The 22,949-nt window shown below is 58.7% G+C and carries 19 protein-coding genes; 12 read left to right on the plus strand and 7 right to left on the minus strand.

What is annotated here, in order from left to right; translation table 11 throughout:
* Window positions 1-65 precede the first annotated feature (65 nt).
* The 9 genes from gluQRS (at window position 66) to C4S72_RS19520 (ending at window position 11,129) form a co-directional block, all read left to right on the plus strand.
* Entirely contained in the window at window positions 66-956 is an 891-nt protein-coding gene (gluQRS, locus tag C4S72_RS19480; protein ID WP_104004859.1) for a tRNA glutamyl-Q(34) synthetase GluQRS, read from the plus strand.
* Window positions 957-1,130: a hypothetical protein gene (locus C4S72_RS25945; RefSeq protein ID WP_200826844.1), complete on the plus strand. Its 174-nt coding sequence runs from the start codon at window positions 957-959 to the stop codon at window positions 1,128-1,130.
* The gene (locus C4S72_RS19485) at window positions 1,120-4,032 is read left to right on the plus strand and encodes an ATP-binding protein (RefSeq protein WP_104004860.1); all 2,913 of its coding nucleotides are present in this window, start codon (window positions 1,120-1,122) and stop codon (window positions 4,030-4,032) included. The genes C4S72_RS25945 and C4S72_RS19485 overlap by 11 nt, the downstream gene beginning before the upstream one ends.
* Before the next feature lie 36 nt (window positions 4,033-4,068).
* Window positions 4,069-5,472 (plus strand): sigma-54-dependent transcriptional regulator, encoded by a 1,404-nt coding sequence (locus C4S72_RS19490; RefSeq protein ID WP_104004861.1) that lies wholly within the window; start codon window positions 4,069-4,071, stop codon window positions 5,470-5,472.
* A gap of 568 nt (window positions 5,473-6,040) precedes the next feature.
* Window positions 6,041-7,498 carry a polynucleotide adenylyltransferase PcnB gene (gene pcnB, locus C4S72_RS19500; protein WP_104004863.1) on the plus strand — a complete coding sequence of 486 codons (1,458 nt, stop codon included), beginning with the start codon at window positions 6,041-6,043 and terminating at the stop codon, window positions 7,496-7,498.
* Window positions 7,491-7,982: a 2-amino-4-hydroxy-6-hydroxymethyldihydropteridine diphosphokinase gene (folK, locus tag C4S72_RS19505; protein WP_104004864.1), complete on the plus strand. Its 492-nt coding sequence runs from the start codon at window positions 7,491-7,493 to the stop codon at window positions 7,980-7,982. Before pcnB ends, folK begins: the two co-directional genes overlap by 8 nt.
* 58 nt (window positions 7,983-8,040) lie before the next feature.
* The gene (gene panB, locus C4S72_RS19510) at window positions 8,041-8,835 is read left to right on the plus strand and encodes a 3-methyl-2-oxobutanoate hydroxymethyltransferase (protein WP_104004865.1); all 795 of its coding nucleotides are present in this window, start codon (window positions 8,041-8,043) and stop codon (window positions 8,833-8,835) included.
* Between the two features lie 3 nt (window positions 8,836-8,838).
* Window positions 8,839-9,687, plus strand: coding sequence for a pantoate--beta-alanine ligase (gene panC, locus C4S72_RS19515; protein ID WP_104004866.1), 849 nt, complete (start codon window positions 8,839-8,841; stop codon window positions 9,685-9,687).
* 260 nt (window positions 9,688-9,947) lie between these two features.
* The gene (locus tag C4S72_RS19520) at window positions 9,948-11,129 is read left to right on the plus strand and encodes an acetyl-CoA C-acetyltransferase (RefSeq protein WP_104004867.1); all 1,182 of its coding nucleotides are present in this window, start codon (window positions 9,948-9,950) and stop codon (window positions 11,127-11,129) included.
* 70 nt (window positions 11,130-11,199) lie between these two features.
* Here C4S72_RS19520 and C4S72_RS19525 read toward each other — a convergent pair whose 3' ends face one another.
* Window positions 11,200-12,033, minus strand: a complete 834-nt coding sequence (locus C4S72_RS19525) for a 6-carboxytetrahydropterin synthase (RefSeq protein WP_104005234.1) — start codon at window positions 12,031-12,033, stop codon at window positions 11,200-11,202.
* A 112-nt stretch (window positions 12,034-12,145) separates the two neighbouring features.
* On the opposite strand from C4S72_RS19525, the gene rsuA reads away from it, so the two are divergent.
* The 3 genes from rsuA to C4S72_RS19540 are packed head-to-tail and all read left to right on the plus strand — an operon-like array spanning window position 12,146 to window position 14,602.
* Window positions 12,146-12,835 (plus strand): 16S rRNA pseudouridine(516) synthase RsuA, encoded by a 690-nt coding sequence (gene rsuA / locus C4S72_RS19530; RefSeq protein WP_104004868.1) that lies wholly within the window; start codon window positions 12,146-12,148, stop codon window positions 12,833-12,835.
* Between the two features lie 2 nt (window positions 12,836-12,837).
* Window positions 12,838-13,881, plus strand: a complete 1,044-nt coding sequence (locus tag C4S72_RS19535) for a class I SAM-dependent methyltransferase (protein ID WP_104004869.1) — start codon at window positions 12,838-12,840, stop codon at window positions 13,879-13,881.
* Window positions 13,882-13,924: 43 nt separating this feature from the next.
* Entirely contained in the window at window positions 13,925-14,602 is a 678-nt protein-coding gene (locus tag C4S72_RS19540; protein WP_104004870.1) for a YciC family protein, read from the plus strand.
* A 166-nt stretch (window positions 14,603-14,768) separates the two neighbouring features.
* Here C4S72_RS19540 and pnp read toward each other — a convergent pair whose 3' ends face one another.
* From pnp to nusA, 6 genes are all read right to left on the minus strand, one after another.
* Window positions 14,769-16,868 (minus strand): polyribonucleotide nucleotidyltransferase, encoded by a 2,100-nt coding sequence (gene pnp, locus C4S72_RS19545; protein ID WP_104004871.1) that lies wholly within the window; start codon window positions 16,866-16,868, stop codon window positions 14,769-14,771.
* A gap of 234 nt (window positions 16,869-17,102) precedes the next feature.
* Window positions 17,103-17,372, minus strand: a complete 270-nt coding sequence (gene rpsO / locus C4S72_RS19550; protein WP_104004872.1) for a 30S ribosomal protein S15 — start codon at window positions 17,370-17,372, stop codon at window positions 17,103-17,105.
* Window positions 17,373-17,486: 114 nt separating this feature from the next.
* Complete coding sequence (truB, locus tag C4S72_RS19555) at window positions 17,487-18,443, minus strand: tRNA pseudouridine(55) synthase TruB (RefSeq protein WP_104004873.1); 957 nt, start codon at window positions 18,441-18,443, stop codon at window positions 17,487-17,489.
* A gap of 3 nt (window positions 18,444-18,446) precedes the next feature.
* The gene (gene rbfA / locus C4S72_RS19560) at window positions 18,447-18,848 is read right to left on the minus strand and encodes a 30S ribosome-binding factor RbfA (RefSeq protein ID WP_104004874.1); all 402 of its coding nucleotides are present in this window, start codon (window positions 18,846-18,848) and stop codon (window positions 18,447-18,449) included.
* 33 nt (window positions 18,849-18,881) lie between these two features.
* Window positions 18,882-21,428: a translation initiation factor IF-2 gene (gene infB, locus C4S72_RS19565; protein WP_104004875.1), complete on the minus strand. Its 2,547-nt coding sequence runs from the start codon at window positions 21,426-21,428 to the stop codon at window positions 18,882-18,884.
* 24 nt (window positions 21,429-21,452) lie between these two features.
* The gene (nusA, locus tag C4S72_RS19570) at window positions 21,453-22,943 is read right to left on the minus strand and encodes a transcription termination factor NusA (protein WP_104004876.1); all 1,491 of its coding nucleotides are present in this window, start codon (window positions 22,941-22,943) and stop codon (window positions 21,453-21,455) included.
* Window positions 22,944-22,949: the final 6 nt, after the last annotated feature.

Consider the following 22,949-nt stretch of genomic DNA (forward strand, 5'->3'; position numbering starts at 1 on the left):
TTCAGGGCCGGAGTACGCTCCGGTCCTGATGTCTACAGGAGAGGCTACAGGAGGAACCGGCAACCTTGAGCTGCACAGGACGTTTCGCTCCCTCGCCCACCGGCCCTCTTCATTTTGGCTCCCTGCTGGCAGCCCTTGCCAGCTATCTGGATATTCGCGCACAGGGCGGAACCTGGCTGGTCCGTATCGAGGACCTTGACCCACCCCGTGAAGTCCCCGGCGCCAGCGATCTTATCCTGAAAACTCTCGACCGCTTTGGCCTGCACTGGGACGCTGAAGTCGTCTACCAGAGCCAGCGACACGCACTCTATCACTCAGCCCTGGAGCAACTGCTCAGGGACGGCCTCGCCTACCACTGTCAGTGCAGCCGCAAACAGTTGACCCAGCGCCACGCTCAGCAATCTTACGATGGTTACTGCCGTAGCCATCCCCCGAGCAGCGATGCGACCACGTCGGTAAGAGCGATCTATCCCGATACAGCCCTCAGCTTCGACGACCGTATTCAGGGTGAAAGAGTCTATCCAGCGGATCCCGGCCGTGGCGATTTCGTTATTTTCCGTCGCGACGGTTTTTTCGCCTACCAGCTCGCCGTAATCATCGATGATCAGGAGCAGGGAATCGACCAGGTGGTACGAGGCGCCGATCTGATCGATGAAACACCACGGCAGATGGTACTGCAGCAACACCTGGGTTATCGCCAGCCAAGCTATGCACATATCCCGGTACTGACCAACGCCGAGGGGCAGAAACTCAGCAAACAGACCTTTGCCAAGCCCCTTTCGCTGGACAGCGACGAAATCCGCCGGCAACTGCTGCGGGCTCTAAACCTGCTCGGCCATCCAGTACCTGACGAGCTCCAGACCGGCAGTCACGCAGAGATACTCGCCTGGGCGGTACAGCACTGGTCTATGGCCCAGGTCCCGCGCGGCCTGACCCTGGCACCGGAGGCTGGCTGAATGTATACCCACCGGCTGCTGTTGTTGCTGTCGCTCATAGTCGCTCTGCTGGCTCCAGGCCTACTGGACCTCTGGCTGTTTAGCGAAGGCCCCTGGTACCAGCCCTTTCTGATCTGGGCCGGGCTGTGTATTTTGATTCTTCTGATCGAACAGTGGCACCGCCATGAACTTTGAACTGCCCCAACTGCTGCTGATCTGCTTTGGCTACCTGCTCTGCCTTTTCACCGCCGCTTACCTGGCGGAGAAGGGCCGTCTGCCGCGCAAACTGATCCATCACCCGATGGTGCATGCGCTGTCGTTTGGCGTCTATGCCAGCGCCTGGACCTTCTACGGCAACTTCAGCATGGCGGCGGAATCCGGTTATATCTACCTGGCGCCGTATCTCGGTGCAGCCGCCACCTTCATGCTGACGCCAGTACTGCTGATGCCGATCCTGAGGATCACCCGCACCTACCAGCTGTCGTCTTTGGCGGATCTGTTTGCGTTCAGGTTTCGCAGCGGGCGGGTCGGTATCCTCACGACGCTGGCCCTGCTCTGCGCCAGCCTGCCGCTGATATCGATTCAGATTCAGGCGGTCTCCGACTCGCTCTACTATCTCAACGACAGGATCGGCCGCCACGAAATCGCCGCCGTTTTCTGTGCCCTGATCGCCCTGTTCGCGATTCTGTTCGGCGCCCGTCATGCCTCGCTGCGTAACAGTCATTCGGGTCTGGTTGCAGCGATCGCCATTCAGTCGCTGATCAAGGTCGCGGCCATGCTGACAGTGGCGGCCTTCGCCTTCTTCGGCGTTTTCGACGGTCCCTGGGGGCTGGCTGCTTGGTTGCAGGCGGTGCCTTCGGTGCTGGAGGAGATGCAGCATCCCGAGAGCCGGGATAACTGGCAGGTGATGGTGCTGGCCTTTGCTGGCTCCGTCGTCGTGATGCCGCATATGTTCCATCTGGCGTTCACCGAAAACGTCTCTTCGGAGAGCCTCTACAAAGCAACCTGGGTGGTGCCGCTGCTACTGCTGCTGCTCGCCATCTGCGTCCCCCCGATCTACTGGGCCAACCTTGCCAGCGGCGGGCTGGCGGGCGAGGCCAAGTTCTCGGTGCTGATGCTCGGCAACGCCCTGAATCATCCGGCGCTGACACTGGTTGCCCTGCTCGGTGGCCTCTCCGCCGCCAGCGGCCTGATGATCGTGGCCGCCGTGGCACTAGCTTCGATGATGCAGAACCACCTGGTGCTGCCGCTGCTGAAACGGCCGGAGCACACCCGTTTCTACACCTGGCTTTTGTGGCTGCGCCGTTTCCTGATCGTGCTGCTGATCTTCAGCTGCTACCTGTTCTATGTGTTCTTCGGCGAGCGTTTCTCCCTGCGCCAGCTCGGCTCCCTGGGCCTGATCGCCTTCGTCCAGTTCCTGCCCGGGCTGCTGGCAACGCTTTACTGGCCAGGCGCCAGCCGCAACGGTTTTCTGCTGGGTCTCGCGGGCGGCCTTGGTGTCTGGCTGTTCGCGCTGACGCTGCCACTACACCGCGACATGTTCCTGCTGGATATCCCCAGCGGCAACGACGAAAACTGGCACCTGGTGACACTGTTCTCACTGCTGCTCAACATGGGGTTGATGATTCTCGGTTCGATCCTATTCCCCGGTAGCGACGCCGAGCGCCAGAGCGCCAACGCCTGCGTACTTAACGGCCTGAAGCGGCCGCTGGGTGCCAGCGCCGCCGCCGGCCAGGCGGAAGATCTTCAGGCGCAGCTTGAGCCCCGGGTCGGTACGGAAAGCGCACGCCGCGAGATCAACCGCGCCCGCGCCGAGCTGAATCTTCCCGCCGGTGAACTGCGACCGCTGGACATGCTGCGCCTGCGCAGCCAGCTGGAATACAACCTCTCCGGTCTGCTCGGCCCCGTTGAAGCCACGGCGATTCTGAATCCGCAGTCGCTGCAGGCCAGCAGCGGCTTCCGCGCCCGCGAGATCCATTTGCTGGAAAATCAGCTTGAGCGCTATGACGCCGAGCTTTCGGGCCTCGCCGCTGAACTCGATCAACTGCGCCGCTATCACCGCCTGACGCTGCAGCGCCTGCCGATCGGCGCCTGCACCCTGGATAGCGAACAGCGTATCCAGTTCTGGAACAGCGAACTGACCCACTACACCGGCGTCGACGACGAGAGCTGCATCGGTGCGCCACTCTGGACCCTGCCAGCACCCTGGAGTGACCTACTCAACGACTTTGCCAGCGGCGACAGCTACCACAAGACGGCAGTGCAGCTGGAACTCGACGGCAGACCACGCTGGTTCACACTGCACAAGGCATCACTGGACAGCGCCGCCCGCGGCGGCATGGTGCTGTTGATCGAGGATGAAACCGAATACCAGCTGATCGCGAAAAACCTGGCCCACCAGGAGCGACTTGCATCGATCGGCCAGTTCGCCGCCGGCGTCGCCCACGAGATCGGTAACCCGGTCACCGGCATCGCCTGCCTGGCGCAGAACCTGAAGCTGGAAACGGATAACCAGGAGATCCTCACCACCGGCGATCAGATCGTCGAACAGACCGACCGTATCAGCCGCATCGTGCGTTCACTGGTGCGCTTTGCCCACACCGGGCGACAGCAGAACAGCGGCGAACACCTGCCCACCTCTCTGCACGATCTGGCGGCAGATTCCATACGTCTGGTACAACTGGACAGCCGTACGCGCCAGCAACAGTTTGAAAACCGGGTTCCCGCGGAGCTTCAGATCGCCGCAGACCCGCAGCAGATGCTGCAGGTGTTTATCAACCTGCTCAACAACGCCAGCGATGCATCTCCCGATGACGGGCGGATTGTGATCGATGCAAAAGAGGAGCAGAGCAGGATAAAGCTGACGATTACCGACAACGGCAGCGGTATTTCAGCTCAGGATATGAACCGCCTGTTTGAGCCTTTCTTCACCACCAAGGAGCCAGGGAAAGGCACGGGGCTGGGACTATCTTTGGTCTACAATATTATTACTGAACACTATGGTAGTATCGAACTCTTCAGCCCCGCCAATAAGAACCAGAATAATGGCACTCAGGTGGTTATAACCTTACCCCGGTACAGCGGAAATCTTTCCTGACCCGTACCGCAAGAGAGAACCAAGGGTCCCAGCCATATGAGCCGAATTCTGATTGTTGAGGATGAATCAATCATCCGCTCAGCACTCAAACGCTTACTCGAAAAAAACGACTATAACGTAAGCGACGCCGCCTCGGTCGCCGAGGCTACAGAGCAGTTTCAACTGGCCGATTTTGATCTGATCATCAGTGATCTGCGCCTGCCTGGCGCCAGCGGAACCGATCTTATCGAGCTGGCACGACCGGTGCCAGTACTGATAATGACCAGCTACGCCAGCCTGCGTTCCGCTGTCGATGCGATGAAGCTCGGCGCCGTAGACTATATCGCCAAGCCGTTCGACCATGACGAGATGCTCGCAACCGTGCGCAGCGTGCTGGAACGTACCGGCGCCTCGCCCGAGCCAAGCCGTCCTGAGGATACCGCTGCGGCCAGTAACCAGACCGAAATTATCGGTCGTTGCCAGCCGATGCAGGAGCTGTTCAAGCGCATCAGCAAGGTCGCGCGCACCGATGCCACGGTACTGATCCTCGGCGAATCCGGTACCGGCAAGGAACTGGCTGCCCGCGCCATCCATGAGCAGAGCGACCGCGCCGGCAAGGCGATGATCTGCGTAAACTGCGCCGCTATCCCCGATACACTGATCGAATCCGAACTCTTCGGTCATGAAAAGGGCGCTTTCACCGGCGCCAACGCGACCCGCAGCGGCCTGATCGAATCCGCCGATGGCGGCACCCTGTTCCTCGACGAAATCGGCGAGCTGCCGCTGGAAGCCCAGGCGCGTCTGCTGCGCTTCCTGCAGGAGGGAGAGATCCGCCGCGTCGGCGCCGTTCAGCCGCGCAAAGTCAATGTCCGTCTGATCGCCGCCACCCACCGTGATCTGAAAAACCTGGCCAAGGTGGGCGACTTCCGCGAAGACCTTTACTACCGTCTCTATGTCATGGAACTGCGTATGCCGCCACTGCGCGAGCGCGGCGAAGATATTATCGAGCTGGCGGAGCGCTTCCTGCAGAGTCAGGCGCGCAAGCTCGATGCAGGCTCCCTGTCACTGAGCCCCGCTACCCGCGAGGTGATGCTCGGTTACCACTGGCCCGGTAACGTGCGTGAACTGGAAAACGCCATTGAACGCGCGGTGATCCTGGCCGACGGCGCACAAATCACACCGGAGCTGCTGGGTCTGGATACCGATCACCTGTCGCTGAGCGCGCTGGAAAACAACTACGAACAGAGCAATGTGGAACTGGCAGCCTCTGCCTCCGCTGGCGGCGGCAGCAACCGCCGCGCTCGCACCGATCTGTCGCTGGATGACTACTTCCAACGCTTCGTGCTGGAAAACCAGGAACAGATGAGCGAGACAGAGCTGGCCCGCACCCTCGGCGTCAGCCGTAAATGCCTGTGGGAAAGACGCCAGAAACTGGGCATCCCACGTAAACAGAAGAAGTAACACTTAGGGATGAAGGTAACACCTCAGAAAGTGTTACCTATCTACCCATGACGCACTGCAAAAAACGTGACGGCCGGTAACACTTCCAAGGTAACACTTAGTAACAGGCCACCGCGAAAAAATTTTTTATCAATATAAATCAACAACTTAAAAAAACTGGCACAAGTTCTGCTCTATACATATCAGAACAACAACAACGACGACCTGCGAAGGTTCGACATCAATAAAAATAAAAATAGTCGTTCCGGAAAGGTGTCCCGCCTCGAATAAAAATAAAAATGAGGCTTGGCTGATCACAGAGTTGACTACCCGGTCATTGACGGTAATAAAAATAATAAACCGAAGATGCACGCCTGAGGTGGCAAGTTTGTGGTCAGCACCCCCCACCTACTCTGTTTCCTCCGATTGAATTTTCATACTCTATCCTTTCTGTACCCGAACTGGGTTAGATAGCTCTTATCCTCTCGTATAACGCCCTGCATGGTGGACTACAGCCTGGTCCCCCGAAATGCTATGATGCGGCACCTTTTGAATTATTGATCCTTATTCACACAGCGATCCTGCACTGATGCTCACTTCGTTATTGATCCTGTTGCTGGTAGTGGCTATCCCGCTGCTGGGCTTCATTTACGTGCGCTACACTATCGCGCGCACACCTGTTCCCGCTTCCGGCTCCGCCACTGAAGAGCGCGGCCGGCAGACCGACGTAGAACAGCCTCTGGGCCAGCGTCTCAGCATCCCGGAAGATGAGCACCGCATAGCGCGGCAGAAGCTCGACGACAACGCGATGAAGGTTGTCTACCGTCTGCTGGACGAGGGCTATGAAGCCTACCTGGTTGGCGGCTGCATTCGCGACCTGCTGCTCAACAAGAGTCCCAAGGACTTCGACGTCGCCACCTCCGCCCACCCGGAGCAGGGCGAGGAGCTGTTCAGACGTTCACGCCTGATCGGCCGCCGCTTCAAGCTGCTGCATGTGCGTTTTGGCCGCGAATTGATCGAGGTCGCCACCTTCCGCGCCGGTCATGACAGCGAAGATAACAACGGCGAACACGGCAAGCAGGCCGAATCCGGCATGATTCTGCGCGACAACGTCTACGGCACGATAGAAGAGGACGCCCTGCGCCGCGACTTCACCATCAACGCCCTGTATTACAGCGTCGCCGACCACAGCATTCTCGACTTCGCCAACGGCTACCGCGATATCAAAAAACGCCAGATCCGCATGATCGGCGACCCGGAAACCCGTTACCGCGAAGACCCGGTGCGCATGCTTCGCGCCGCCCGCTTTGCCGCCAAACTGGGCTTCGAGATTGAGCCCGGCACCGCCGAGCCGATTCACAAACTGGGCCCGATGCTGACCCGCATTGCTCCGGCGCGCCTGTTCGACGAAGCCCTGAAACTGCTGCAGAGCGGCCACGGCGAAGCATCCCTGCGTCAGCTGAAACGCTTTGACCTGTTCCGCACCCTGTTCCCGCAGACCGATGCGATGCTCGACTCCGAAGAGTATCCGGTGGAAACCCTGGTCGAGAACGCACTGAGCAATACCGACCGCCGTCTTGCCCAGGGCAAGAGTGTTACCCCGGCCTTCCTGTTTGCCGCCCTGCTCTGGTACCCGATGCAGCGCCGCTTCCAGGAGCTGATGGACGAGCGCGACCAGCCCGCCCTGCAGTGCCTGCACCAGGCCGCCAACGAAGTACTCTCCGAACAGGTTCGCTCAACCGCTATTCCACGCCGCTTCTCCGCACCGGTACGTGAAATCTGGGAACTCCAGCAGCGTCTGCCGCGCAAGCGTCGTGCCGATCAGCTGGTTACCCATCCGCGCTTCCGCGCGGCCTACGACCTGCTGCTGCTGCGCGAAACCAGTGGCGAAGATCTGGGCGGCCTGAGCCAGTGGTGGACCGACTACCAGAACGCCGACGAGAACCAGCGTTCAGAACTGCAGCAGAAGCCTGCCGATGACAGCGAACGCGCACCGCGCAAACGCCGTCGTCGCTGTAAACCTCGCAAGCCGCAAAGCGATGACTGATTCGATCCGCTGTTACATCGGCCTGGGCAGCAACCTCGAGGACCCACAGGCACAGGTTCGTACCGCGCTGGAGCAGCTGACCAGCCTGCCGGATACCGAGCTGTTTGCCGCCTCCTCGCTGTACCGCTCCGACCCGGTCGGCCCACAGGACCAGCCCGACTTCGTCAATGCGGTGGCCGAACTGAACACCCGGCTTGCCCCAGAGGCGCTGCTTGACGAGTTACAGGCGATTGAACAGGCACATCGGCGCGTACGCGAGCGCCATTGGGGCCCGCGTACACTGGACCTGGATATCCTGCTCTACGCAGAGCAGCAGATCGAAAGCGAGCGCCTGGTCGTGCCGCACAGATTCATGCGGGAAAGAGGCTTCGTCCTCTGGCCGCTGGCAGAGATCGCCCCCTCGCTGATCCTGCCGGATGGAACGCCCCTGTCTAAGCTATTATCCCTTTGCCCGATGGGCACACTCGAAAAGATAGGGCTATAATCCGCCCTTTTCACGACGCGACAGACACTAAAAGACAACATATAAGGTCGAGAGCGCTATGAGTAACATCACCCTGCATACCCTCGCCGCACGTAAAGCAGCAGGCGAAAAATTCGCTGTGCTGACTGCCTATGATGCGACGTTCGCCCACCAGGTGAGCTCCGCCGGAATAGAGATGATTCTGGTCGGCGACTCCCTGGGCATGGTGCTTCAGGGGCGGGACAGCACCTTGCCGGTATCCCTCGAAGAGATGGTCTATCACACCGAGGCGGTAGCCCGTGGCAACCAGGGCGCCATGATTATGGCCGACCTGCCGTTCATGAGTTACGCAACTCCTGAACAGGCGATGCAAAGCGGTGCCGAGCTGATGCGCGCCGGAGCCCATATCCTCAAGCTTGAGGGCGGTCGCTGGCTGTGCGAAGCCACCAGCATGCTGGCTGAGCGCGGCGTTCCTGTCTGCGCGCACATGGGCCTGACCCCGCAGACAATCAACAAGCTGGGCGGCTACCGCGTTCAGGGCCGCACCCGCGAGTCGGCACTGGAGATGATCGAAGATGCCCGCAGGCTGGAAGAAGCCGGCGCCAGCATGCTGCTGCTGGAGTGTGTACCCACGGTACTGGCGCAGGAGATCACCGCCAACGCAGGCATCCCTGTGATCGGTATCGGCGCTGGCCCGCATACCGATGCGCAGGTGCTGGTGATGCACGATATTCTTGGCATCACACCGGGGCGCACACCCCGCTTCGTAAAAAACTTTTTAGCGGAAGGCGGCAGTATTCAGGGCGCTTTCGCGCTGTATGCCGAACAGGTCAAAAACGGCAGCTTCCCTGCCAGCGAACACGGATTCGAATAACAGATGCAGACAGTTACCTCCATCAAGGAGCTGCGTGAACGCCTTCAGGCGGAACGCCGCGCCGGCAAACGTATCGGCCTGGTGCCCACCATGGGCAACCTGCACCAGGGGCACCTGCGCCTGGTCGAGTCCGCGGTAAAGAATGCGGATTTCGTCGTCGCATCGATCTTCGTCAATCCACTGCAGTTTGGCCCTACGGAAGATCTGGAGCGTTACCCGCGCACCCTGGAACAGGATCAGGAACAACTGCAGGCCTTCGGCTGCGACCTGCTGTTCGCCCCGCAAGAACAGGAGATCTACCCCCAGGGTCGCGATGGTCAGAGCTTCGTGGAAGTACCAGGCATCTCCGACCTGTACTGCGGCTCTACCCGGCCGGGTCACTTCCGCGGTGTCACCACCATCGTGAACAAACTGTTCAATCTGATCCAGCCCGATGTGGCCGTTTTCGGTCGCAAGGATTACCAGCAGCTGCACGTTATCAACCGCATGGTTGAGGACCTGTCGATGCCGGTAAGCCTGATCGGCGTGGGTACCGAACGTGCCGACAGCGGCCTGGCCCTGAGTTCACGCAACGGCTACCTGACCGCCGAAGAGCTGGCGATCGCCCCCGCGCTTTACGCCACCCTGAAGACGCTTGCCAGGGCGCTGGAGGAAGGCGCCTCTGACTACCCTGCCCTGATCGAGCAGGCACAGAACGACCTGGAAAAAGCCGGCTTCATGCGTGACTACATCCATATCCTGCGCCGCAGCGATATGCTGGCAGCCAACGCCGATGATCGTGAGCTGGTGATTATCGCCGCTGCATACCTCGGCGCCGCACGCCTGATCGACAATATCGAAGTCAGCCTCTGATCAAACCGCACGGGGCTGACCTTTATCAGGAAAGCCCCGTGTTGTCTCTGCATCATTCCCCTCTGTGCCACCGCCCGCTTGACACCCTGTAAAGCCTTAACGCAGACTCGAACAGCAAGGCCTGTGAAACGAACGCTTGTTTACACAGGCCGCCCATAGCTCAATTCCGCCACTCATGCCATTAACCGGTCATCTGACCGCGCTAGCATGGATCGCAGAAGAAACACCACAACTAGAACGAGTTAGAGAGGCACATACCTATGCGCGACGTTGTTATCGTGGCGGCCGGTCGTACGGCTGTTGGTACATTCAATGGTTCACTCGCTTCAGTTAAGGCATCCGATCTCGGTGCTACCGTTATCAAAGGACTGCTGGAAAAAACCGGCCTTTCACCGGCCGCTGTAGATGAAGTTATTCTCGGCCAGGTACTCACCGCTGGCTGCGGCCAGAACCCGGCGCGCCAGGCCAGCCTCAACGGCGGCCTGGATCAGGAAACTCCCGCCATGACCATCAACAAGGTCTGCGGCTCTGGCCTCAAAGCACTGCAGCTGGCCACCCAGGCGATCCGCTGCGGCGACGCCGATGTGATCATCGCTGGCGGCCAGGAAAACATGTCCCAGTCTCCGCATCTGCTTCCCAACTCCCGTAACGGCGCCCGCATGGGTGACTGGAAGATGATCGACTCGATGATCACGGACGGCCTCTGGGACGCGTTCAACGACTACCACATGGGTATCACTACCGAGAACATCGTCGAGAAATACGGCTTTACTCGTGAAGAGCAGGACGCCTTTGCCACCGCCTCCCAGAACAAGGCAGAAGCCGCTGTCAGCTCAGGTCGTTTTAAGGACGAGATCATCCCGGTGAGCATCCCGCAGCGTAAGGGCGATCCGGTCGTTTTCGACACCGACGAACAGCCGCGTTTCGGCTGCACCGTAGAAGCACTTGCCAAACTGCGTCCGGCATTCAAGAAAGACGGCAGCGTCACCGCCGGTAACAGCTCCACCATCAACGACGGCGCCGCTGCGGTTATCCTCTGCTCCGCCGAAAAGGCTGCCGAGCTGGGTCTGCCCGTTCTAGCGCGTATCAAGGCGTACGCCTCTGCTGGTGTGGATCCTGCGATCATGGGTACAGGCCCGATCTGCGCTACCACCAAGGCCCTGGAAAAAGCCGGCTGGGGCATCGATGAGCTGGAGCTGGTAGAAGCCAACGAAGCCTTCGCGGCTCAGGCGATGTCGGTTAACAAGGACCTGGGCTGGAACACCGATATGGTCAACGTTAATGGCGGCGCCATTGCACTGGGCCACCCGATCGGCGCCTCCGGCTGCCGTATCCTGGTTTCCCTGGTACACGAGATGATCAAGCGCGACGCCAAAAAAGGCCTTGCTACTCTCTGTATCGGCGGCGGCATGGGCACCGCGCTGGCGATCGAGCGCGACTGAACCCTCGCGTCCAGGCAATAAAAAACGGGCAGCCCTCAAGCTGCCCGTTTTTTATTCTTTCCTACCCCTATCAGGCGGTGGCTACAGCACCCTTGCCGATCCCCTCAAACGCCCGCACTTCGATCCGATCTTGCGGACAGGCCGCCTTGATCTGCTTGGCGAGATGATCGGCTATCAGCTCAACCGTCGACTCGGTATCGATATCGTAGCAGCAGCGCGATGGCAGGCTGAGTTCGAAATGGCCCTGGGGCGCATCATAGACGTAGTGATGGATAGCACCTTCAGCCTGCAGATGCTCCCGGGTTCCGATATAGATATCGCGAAATTTCTCCGCCCAGACCGCTTCCAGCGCCGCGTCACGCTGACCATTACGCAGCAGTTGGATACGTGAGCGATGCCCGTGGGCGATACGCTGGCAGTTACCCGCGTGCTTCTGCAGGCCGTGGCTGTAATGGTAGTAAGCGCCGTCGATCTGCTCGGCGATAAATTCAAGCTCAACGCCCTGAACCTGCTCGGGGAACAGTGCCAGCAGCTGCTGGCGGCACCAGTCGGCCAGCTCTGTTGGCGTTACCGCCGCGCCGGGGACCACCGCAATCGCCTGCTTGGGGGCGCTGCAACGCAGCTCGCCACCATCTGGATAGGTCCAGCTCAGCTCGGTGCGCTCTTGCTGGCGGCAAACCTCAAGCCCAGGCATCTCTTCGGCAACTACGAGGCAGTGATCGACAAAGTCATCCAGCCACTGCTTGACCCGTTTTTTGACCACACCGAAGTCGCAGATCATCCCCTGATCATCCAGCGAACCGTCAAGGATCAGGTTGACCTTCCAGGACTCGCCCAGCAGACCGCGCTGCGCATCCAGGTAGGAAAAATCAACATGGGTCAGGTTTTCAACAAACAGCTTCACAATAGGCCTCGCAGGATTCAGGGGGCGCATATTTTAACCTATCGAAGCGGTCAGGATAAGGAATCCTGCACTCTCTTGTTATACTAGGCGCTTTTCAAACTGCCGGATTCCTATGCGACTCGATAAATACTTGGCCAAATCCTCCGGGCTCTCCCGTAAAGAGGTGAAACGCCTGCTCCACGCCGACGAAGTCAGCGTCAATGGCGAGCCAGAACGTAACCCTGCACGCCATATCAAAGAGGGTGACGAGGTGAGTCTCAACGACCGGCCCATGGAGCGCCCCGAGCCACGCTACCTGATGATGAACAAGCCTGATGGCGTGGTCTGTGCCAACGATGATCCAACCCACCCCACGGTGCTGGCACTGATCGAACTGCCCCGCGCCGAAGAGATGACCATCGCCGGGCGTCTGGATATCGATGCCACGGGCCTGGTGCTGATCACCGACGACGGCAAGTGGGCGCATCGCGCCACCTCGCCCCGGCACAAGACACACAAGGTTTACCTGGTCACCACCGCCGATCCTATCCCTGCCGATGCTGTGGATAAGTTCGCTAAGGGGATCAAGCTCGACAGCGAACGCTTCCCCACTAAACCCGCGGAACTGACCCTTCTCAGTGACAACGAGGCGCGGGTGGTCATTCACGAAGGCCGCTATCACCAGGTGAAGCGGATGTTCGCAGCCCTGGGGAACAGAGTGGTAGAGCTGCACCGCGAAAGCGTTGGCGAGATTGTGCTGGATGACGACCTGTTCCCGGGGGAATACCGTCACCTTACCGAAGACGAGATCAACAGCCTCTAAGCATGACAGATACCGCGCTTAACCTGCTCGTTAACGAGCTACGCCAGCCAGCTGAACGGCGCCTGTGGATAGTGGATGAGAATATTCCACCTCAGCTGCTTGCGCCTCAGACGGGGACTCAGGTGGTCGGTAACCGCTTCGACCTGATCCGCGCCATGCGCGAACAGGGCTGGAACGCAGAGCTTTCAGATTTCGATCTCGGCAAATTACCCGATGCCAGCATTGAACAGATCATCTACCGCGTCTCCAAGGAGAAGGCGGTCGTCCACCACCTGATCAATGAAGCGGCACGGCTGCTTGGCCCCAACGGCAAACTGATCCTGATCGGCGATAAGGGCGAAGGGATAAAAACTTACGCCCGCAAGGCGCAGCAACGCCTCGGCGGCGCCAAGGCCGAGCAGAAGCAGGGCAGCGTCTGGCGCTGCGAACTGAGCGTTGCCCAACCCGCCGACGCACCTCTGGATGACCAGAACTACGCCCAAATGCGGGAACTTGATCTGAAAGACGCCGGTCAGTACCTCAGCAAGCCCGGCCTTTTTGGCTGGAACAAGATCGACAGAGGCAGCGCCTTCCTGGTCGAAAACCTGGCCGAAATGCTGGACCGTCCGCTGCCGGTGGAAGGCTCGATTCTCGACCTGGGCTGCGGCTTCGGTTATCTAGCGCTGAACGCCTGTGCAATCTCAGCCGAACTGACCTGCACCGATAACAACGCTGCGGCGCTGATTGCCTGCCGGGCCAACCTGGAGGCGAGGGGTTACACCCATGCGCAGGTCGTGGCCAGCGATGCTGGAGATACGCTGCAGCAGCGCTTCGATACGATTCTATGCAACCCGCCCTTCCATGCCGGCTTCGGTGTCGAGGGCGATCTGACCGACCGTTTTCTGCAGCAGACCCAACGACTGCTGACTCCGAATGGCACCGCCTGCTTCGTGGTCAACCTGCATATCCCGCTGGAGCGCAAGGCGCAGGGTTTGTTTGCGCAGATTCACTGCCATGCAGATAATGGTCACTTCAAACTGATACAACTGAGTAAACCTAAAGGCTAAAACCAGGGTTTCTCATGACTAGCACCTCTAGACCTGGAGAGTTATGGCTTTCGATTACTTGCGTCAGACGCTGTTCTTTTTTCGTCAGCACCTTCTGTCGCTGGCAGCAATCCAGCTGCCCTTCCTGCTGATTATCGCCCTGGCGAACTACGCCCTGCTGGGTGACCTCAGCGACGCCGCTGACCCGGAAGTACAGATGAATGCTGCGCTGGCATCGCTGACGCGCATCCTGCTGCTGCCGCTCTACCTGGGCGGCACGATCATCTATCTTCAGTCAGTTATCGACGACGCCCCGGTACACCCGCTGACCGCCATCCTCAGCGCCCTGAGCAGTTGGGGCCGACTGCTGCTGACCTACGTGCTGAACCTGCTGGCGATCTCCCTGGGGCTTATGCTGCTGGTGGTGCCAGGGGTCTACTTCGGGGTGCGTTTCGCTGTGGCCGACTACGCCTGCGTGCTTGAACGTAAATCTCCGGTAGCGGCGATGCGCAGCAGCTGGGACAGCACCTCAGACTATTTCTGGCTGCTATTGCAGGGTCTGGCCCTGCTGATGGGCCTGCTGTTCCTGGCCAACGTATTGATCACCCAGGCGCTGTTCGATCAGCTGATACTCAGCACCCTGGCCGGCGCCATCATCGATTTTCTCGGCGTGTTGGTGACCATCTACGGTTTCCGTATCTACTGCGTAATCCGGGAAGAAAAGCGCGACGGGGCCCTCTAGGAGGCGCGTACCCAAAGGGCATAAAACCTCGCGCCGATCGAAACCCGCACGAGGGTTATCCCACACGTCGCGGTCGATCGCGGCGAGGCACTGCTGCCACAGCACCAAATCACAGACGTAAAAAAGCCCTCACGAAGAGGGCTTTTTCATGACCAGGCTAGAGAACTCAGTTGGAAACTGATTCGTCCTCTTCCATGTCCTTCATGGAAAGCTTGATACGGCCGCGAACATCCACGTCCAGTACCTTCACTTTAACCACGTCGTCCATGTTCACAAAGTCGGTAACCTTGTTGACGCGCTCTTTGGCGATCTGGGAGATGTGAACCAGACCGTCTTTGCCCGGCAGGATGTTAACGAACGCACCGAAGTCTTCGATACGGACAACCTTACCTTCGTAGATCTTGCCAACTTCCGCTTCAGCGGTGATCGCCATAACGCGGTCGTAGGCAGCCTTGCCCTTGGCCTTGTCATCAGCGTAGATGCGAACGGTGCCGTCATCTTCGATGTCGATCATGGCGCCGGTTTCTTCGGTCAGCGCACGGATGGTGGCGCCGCCCTTGCCGATCAGGTCACGGATCTTCTCCGGGTTGATCTTAACCAGCTGCATTGCAGGAGCGTTATCCGGCAGTTCCGGACGCGCGTAACCGATAACCAGAGCCATCTCTTTGAGGATGTGCTTACGCGCTTCGTGCGCCTGCTCCAGGGCGATTTCCATGATCTCTTCGGTGATACCGGTGATCTTGATATCCATCTGCAGGGCGGTAACGCCCGCTTCGGTACCGGCTACCTTGAAGTCCATGTCGCCGAGGTGATCTTCATCACCGAGGATGTCGGTCAGTACGGCAAAACGATCATTCTCTTTCACCAGACCCATGGCGATACCGGCAACCGGCGCCTTCAGCGGAACACCCGCGTCCATCATGGACAGGGAAGCACCACAGACAGAAGCCATGGAGCTGGAACCGTTGGATTCAGTGATCTCGGAGACGATACGGATGGTGTACGGGAACTCTTCCTGGGTCGGCAGTACAGCAGCAACACCGCGACGGGCCAGACGACCGTGACCGATCTCACGACGGCCTGCGCCACCCATACGGCCAGCTTCACCAACGGAGTACGGAGGGAAGTTGTAGTGCAGCATGAACGGGTCTTTGCGCTCGCCTTCCAGGGCGTCAATGATCTGCTGATCACGGCTGGTACCCAGGGTACAAGTAGCGATCGCCTGAGTTTCACCACGGGTGAACAGGGCAGAACCGTGAACGCCTTTGAGCAGGTCGATCTCAACGCTGATCGGACGTACAGTCTTGGTGTCACGACCGTCGATACGCGGCTGACCATCGATGATACGGTTACGTACGATCTCTTTTTCCAGTGAGCTGAAGATGCCGGCAACTTCTTTGCCGCTCGGACCTTCTTCACCAGACAGGGCTTCAACGACCTGACCACGCAGATCGCTCAGCGCGTTCTGACGCTGCATCTTGTCAGCCACCTGGTAAGCAGCTTCGATGCCTGCAGCAGCCTGCTCGCGAACCTGTGCGATCAGCGCTTCGTTCTTGGCAGCCGGAGCCCATTCCCACTTCGGCTTGCCAGCTTCAGCAACCAGTTCGTTGATCGCACAAACGACAACCTGCATCTCCTGGTGCGCGAACAGAACAGCGCCCAGCATTTCGTCTTCGGTCAGTTCTTTGGCTTCGGATTCAACCATCAGCACCGCTTCGGAAGTACCGGCAACCACCATGTCCAGCTCGGAGGTAGCGAGTTCTTCGTAAGTCGGGTTCAGGATGTAACCAGCGTCTTCGGTGAAGCCAACGCGGGCGCCACCGATGGGGCCCAGGAACGGCAGACCGGAGATAGCCAGAGCGGCAGAGGTACCAATCATCGCAGCGATATCCGGATCGTTAACCTTGTCCGCAGACATAACGGTACAAACGACCTGGACTTCGTTCATGAAGCCTTTCGGGAACAGCGGACGGATCGGACGGTCGATCAGACGTGAAGTCAGAGTTTCCTTTTCGGAAGGACGCGCTTCACGCTTGAAGAAACCACCGGGGATACGACCGACGGAGTAGTATTTTTCCTGGTAGTGCACGGACAGCGGGAAGAAGTCCTGGCCCTCTTTCATCTCTTTCGCACCGACAACGGTACAGAGAACCTGAACACCACCCATGGTAACCATCACAGCACCGGTCGCCTGACGGGCAACCTTGCCGGTTTCGAGGGTTACGCTGTGCTTGCCATACTGGAATGTCTTGGTAATCGCTTGCACGGTTTACTCCTAACTTATTTGAGGGGAGGGCAACCGCAGGGTGATCAATCATGCCATCTTTGAAGCCTGTACTCAGTTGTACACCCCGGTTTTAACGCCTTGGGATGAACAATTGAGTACGGGCTTGATGATTGAGCTCACCGCTCGGCCTGCCCTTTTACAGCACTGCCGGCCAAATGACCGAACAGCAGATAAAACGAAGGCCATACAGTTGTATGGCCTTCGAGTTTACTCTTAGCGACGCAGACCCAGACGCCCGATCAGCTCGAGGTAACGGTCAGCATCTTTCTTCTTCAGGTAGTCCAGCAGCTTACGACGCTGGTTAACCATCCGAATCAGACCACGACGGGAGTGGTGGTCCTGCTTGTGAGATTTGAAGTGATCCTGCAGACCAGTGATGTTGGCGGTCAGCAGTGCAACCTGCACTTCCGGAGAACCGGTATCGCCTTCGCCACGGCCGTAATCAGCAACGATCTGTGCTTTCTGTTCAACGCTCAGAGACATGTTCAGCTCCTTATAAATATGCACACGGCGAATAGTCCGCCGCTGGTTCAAAGACGCGCTGCACCGAGCATATTTTCAGTACAGCGTCGATAACTCCGGTACCCGGAGAAATACTTATTCGGTATCCGGTGCGGTACTCATCAGCCGCTTGGGCTTGAGAATACCGGTATCCGCTACCTCGCCTACACCGATAAAGGTCTCGGTGCCGGCTATAAACAGTCGGACTTCGCCGCGCTGCTCGAAATAATCCGCGCAACCCTGTCCGCATTGCAGCCGCTTCGCCTGGGTTTCGCTCAGCTCAAGAGCCGGCAAAGATGCGATGGCTGTCCAGGGCGGCAATAATAACTGATCCAGACGCCCTTGTATGCACTCAGCATCATCACCTTCGCGCATTTCTGCCAGTGCCTGAAGCTGCTCCAGCGGCATCATCATCGGCTCCTGGTAGGGACCGGTATCCAGGCGGCGCAACACACTCACATGGGCGCCACAACCGAGCATATGCCCCAGGTCTTCGACAATGCTGCGGATGTAGGTTCCCTTGGAGCAATAAACCTCCAGATCCAGCTCATCCTCACGCAGATCAAGCAGTTTGATCTCGTGGATTGTCACCCTGCGCGGCTTGACCTCAACCTCGATGCCCTGACGTGCCAGCTTGTAGAGCGGCTGACCGTTGTGCTTGAGCGCCGAGAACATCGACGGCACCTGCTCGATCTCGCCGCTGAAGTGTTCCACCAGTAGCGCTTCGACCTGCTCCCGCGAAAGATCAGCGGGAACCGGCTTGGTTTCGATCACAGCACCATCAGCATCACTGCTGTCGGTACGCACACCGAGCTTGGCAGTCGTGCGGTATCGCTTGTCCGATTCCAGCAGGTACTGGGAGAACTTGGTCGCCTCGCCCAGGCAGATCGGCAGCATGCCGGTCGCCAGAGGGTCCAGCGCGCCGGTATGCCCCGCCTTGGCGGCGCCATAGATCCGTTTCACCCGCTGCAATACGGCGTTGGATGAGAGACCACCGGGCTTATCAAGCAAAAAAACGCCGTCGATGCGGCGTCCTTTTGGTTTGCGCGCCATGCCTTACTCCTCGTTATCCGATTCAGGCTTGCGCTCGTTCTCCTTGCGATAGGCATCTTCGATCAGGCTGTGCAGACGACGACCGCGCTCGATGCTTTCATCGAAATGAAAGCGGAGCTCGGGCATCACGCGCAGCTTGATACCACGTGCCAGTTGAGCGCGCAGGAATCCGGCGGCGTTGCGCAGCACCTTCAAAGAGGCTGCAATCGCTTCCACCTCATCCTGATCGCCCAGCGCCAGAACGGTGATGTAAATATCGGCGTAGCTCAGGTCCTTGCTGACCTTCGCATGGCTGATGGTGACCATGCCCAGGCGCGGATCCTTGATCTCGCGCTGGATCAGGACGGCCAGATCACGCTGGATCTGGTCGCCTACACGGTCGGTACGTTTAAACTCTCTTGCCATAGGGCTTTTTGTTCTACCTCAGGTAATAGAGTCTTAGAGGGTACGCTGTACTTCAACGGTGTCGTAGACTTCGATCTGGTCGCCGACCTTGACGTCATTGTAGTTCTTGACGCCGATACCGCACTCCATACCCTGACGCACTTCCTGGACAGCGTCCTTGAAGCGGCGCAGAGACTCCAGCTCACCCTCGTAGATCACCACGTTTTCACGCAGTACGCGGATGCGCTTGTTACGGAATACCGTGCCTTCGGTCACCATACAGCCAGCGATAGCGCCCAGCTTCGGTGAACGGAACACGTCGCGTACCTCGGCGATACCCACGATCTCTTCGCGATACTCCGGCGACAGCAGACCTGTCATCGCCTGTTTCACGTCATCGATGATGTCGTAGATAACACTGTAGTAACGCAGTTCCAGCTCTTCACGCTCAACGATAGCACGAGCCTGGGCATCCGCACGGACGTTAAAGCCGATCAGGATTGCAGACGATGCCAGCGCCAGGTTGGCGTCGGTTTCACCGATACCACCCACACCGCTGGAGACGATAGTCACCTTCACTTCGTCGGTGGACAGCTCCTGCAGTGACTGGTTGAGTGCTTCCAGTGAACCACGAACGTCGGCCTTGAGGACGATGTTCAGGCTCTTCACTTCGCCGGCCTGCATGTTGTCGAACAGGTTTTCCAGCTTCGCTTTCTGCTGGCGTGCCAGCTTCACTTCGCGGAACTTGCCCTGACGGAACAGTGCGACTTCACGGGCTTTCTTCTCGCTGGAAACGACGGTGAACTCGTCACCGGCATCCGGCGTGCCATCCAGACCCAGAATCTCAACCGGGATAGACGGGCCAGCATCTTCAGTCTGCTTGCCGGCTTCATCCAGCATCGCACGAACACGACCGTAATGCAGACCAGCCAGGACGATATCGCCCTTCTTCAGGGTACCGTTCTGTACCAGCACGGTGGAGACCGGACCGCGTCCCTTATCGAGACGGGATTCGACCACAACACCCTGACCCGGTGCATCGGAAACCGCTTTCAGTTCAAGCAGCTCTGCCTGCAGCAGGACCTTGTCCAGCAGGTCGTCGATGCCTTCACCGCTCTTGGCTGATACGTGAGCGAACTGTACGTCGCCACCCCAGTCCTCGGAGATAACGTCACGCTGAGCCAGCTCACCGCGTACACGATCAGGATCCGCTTCCGGCTTATCGATCTTGTTGACCGCAACCACCAGAGGTACACCGGCAGCCTTGGCGTGCTGGATCGCTTCTTCGGTCTGCGGCATCACGCCATCATCGGCGGCAACTACCAGGATAACGATATCGGTCAGCTGGGCACCGCGTGCACGCATGGCGGTAAACGCCGCGTGTCCCGGGGTATCCAGGAAGGTGACCATGCCGTTGTCGGTTTCAACGTGGTAGGCACCGATATGCTGGGTAATACCACCAGACTCACCAGCAGCAACACGGGTGCGGCGGATGTAGTCGAGCAGAGAGGTTTTACCGTGGTCAACGTGACCCATAACGGTGACGACAGGAGCACGATGAGTCTGCTCACCCTGCACCGCCTCGAGGCTCTCAATCAGCGCGTCCTCGATAGCGTTTTCCTGCATCGGCTTAGCCACGTGACCCATCTCTTCAACGACAAGAATTGCCGTATCCTGGTCGATCACCTGGTTGATGGTCGCCATGGCGCCCATCTTGAACATCACCTTGATCACCTCGGCCGCTTTCACGGACATTTTCTTCGCCAGTTCGGCAACGGTGATGCTTTCCGGGATGCTTACTTCATGCACTACAGGTGCGGTCGGCTTCTCGAAACCATGCTGGTTCGGCTGAGCACGACCACGGGAGCCACGCTTGCCACCCTTGGCAGGACGACGAGCGCCGCGACCTTCATCGTCGAAACGGCCCTTGCCGCGACGTGCCTGGTCATCACCGCCACCGCGCGCACTTTTGCCCTTGGACTTCTCTTTGTCTTTACGACGATGAGCGTCTTCGCGCTTCGGCGCCGCCGGTGCTTCCTGTGCAGCAGGTTCTGCCGCTTTGGGCGCTGCAGCCTGAGGCTCCGGCTTAACTTCTTCACGTGCCTGCGGAGCTTCCGCTGAGGCAGTTTCGGCAGCTGCGGGCTTCTCTTCCGCCGCGATTGGTGCGGCTTCAGCTGCGACTTCAGTTGTAACTTCAGGCTGTACCGGCGCTTCAGCAACTGCTGCTGTTTCTGCAACGGCCTCAACAACCGCAGCTTCATCGGCTACTTCTTCCGGTTTGCTCTCTTCGAGATCAGTACGCTTGACGTAGGTACGCTTCTTACGAACCTCGATGTTGACCGTCTTACGCTTGCCCGATGCACCGGCCACTTTCAGCTGAGAAGTGGTCTTACGCTTGAGCGTGATCTTCTTCGGCTCGCCAGACTCGGCGTCATCGCCGTGGCTGCGCTTGAGATAGGTCAGCAAAGTCTGACGTTCGTTTTCTGATACAACCGATCCGTCGTTCTTTTTATCAATGCCCGCTTCCTGCATCTGCTTCAGCAAACGCTCAACGGGTACACCAACCACATCGGCAAGCTGCTTAACTGTTACTTCTGCCATAAATGGTCTCTCCTCCCCGTTGGGTTACTGTTGCTCTGCGAACCAGGGGGCGCGCGCAGTCATAATCAATTCTGCCGCTTTGGCTTCATCCAGCCCCTCGATATCGAGCAGATCTTCAACGCCCTGTTCCGCCAGGTCTTCCATCGTAATGATGCCCTTGGCCGCAAGCAGGTACGCCAGATGTTTTTCCATACCATCCATGTTCAGCAGGTCCTCGGCGGGCTCCGCATCGCCAAGCTGCTCTTCGCTGGCAATCGCCAGGTTCAGCAGCGCATCTTTGGCGCGGGTCCGCAGAGCCTCTACGATGTCCTCGTCGAAACCCTCGATCTCGAGCATTTCGTCCACAGGCACGTAGGCCACCTCTTCCAGTGAGGTGAAGCCTTCTTCTACCAGCACCTGGGCCAGCTCTTCGTCGGCATCCAGATGTTTGATAAACAGGTCGATGATGGAGCCGATTTCGGACTGCTGTTTCTCGGCAGCGTCCTCTTCGCTCATCACGTTCAGCTCCCAGCCGGTCAGCTCGGAAGCCAGACGAACGTTCTGTCCGCTGCGCCCGATAGCCATGGCCAGAGCTTCCTCAGCCACCGCCACGTCCATAGCGTGGGAATCTTCGTCGATCACGATCGACGCCACTTCAGCCGGCGCCATAGCGTTGATCACGAGCTGAGCGGGGTTGTCGTCCCAAAGCACGATATCAACGCGCTCGCCACCGAGCTCGTTGGATACTGCCTGGACACGTGAACCACGCATACCAACACAGGCACCGATCGGATCGATACGGCCGTCGTTGGTTTTTACAGCGATCTTGGCACGAGCACCCGGATCACGTGCAGCAGCGCGGATCTCGATCACCTCTTCGGAGATCTCAGGCACTTCAATGCGGAACAGTTCGATCAGCATTTCCGCTGAGGTGCGGCTCAGAATCAGCTGCGGGCCACGACCTTCGGCGCGAACTTCCTGCAGCACGGCGCGCACGCGGTCACCCATGCGGAAGCTTTCACGCGGGATCAGGTGTTCACGCGGCAGCAGCGCTTCAGCGTTGTTACCCAGATCGACGATAATGTTGTCGCGTGTCACCTTCTTGACAGTACCCGCGATCAGCTCGCCCTGGCGGTCACGATACAGCTCGACAACCTTTGCGCGTTCAGCTTCGCGAACCTTCTGCACGATCACCTGTTTGGCGGTCTGCGCAGCGATGCGGCCGAACTTGACCGATTCCACTTCCTCTTCCCAGGTATCACCCGGCTTGAGGTTGGGATCGATCTCCAGTGCTTCTTCCAGAGTCAGCTCGGTACCCAGTGCTGGAACCTCTTCGTTACTGACAACCAGCCAGCGACGGAAGGTTTCGTAATCGCCACTTGTGCGGTCGATCACGACACGGATATCAGCCTCTTCGTCATAGCGTTTCTTGGTAGCCGTCGCCAGCGCCACTTCGATAGCCTCGAAAATGACTGCCTTGGAAACGTCTTTCTCATTAGAAACAGCTTCTGCAACCAGTAGAATCTCTTTATTCATACCACT

It is taken from the genome of Marinobacterium lutimaris (genome assembly GCF_900108065.1).
GTDB lineage: Bacteria > Pseudomonadota > Gammaproteobacteria > Pseudomonadales > Balneatricaceae > Marinobacterium_D > Marinobacterium_D lutimaris.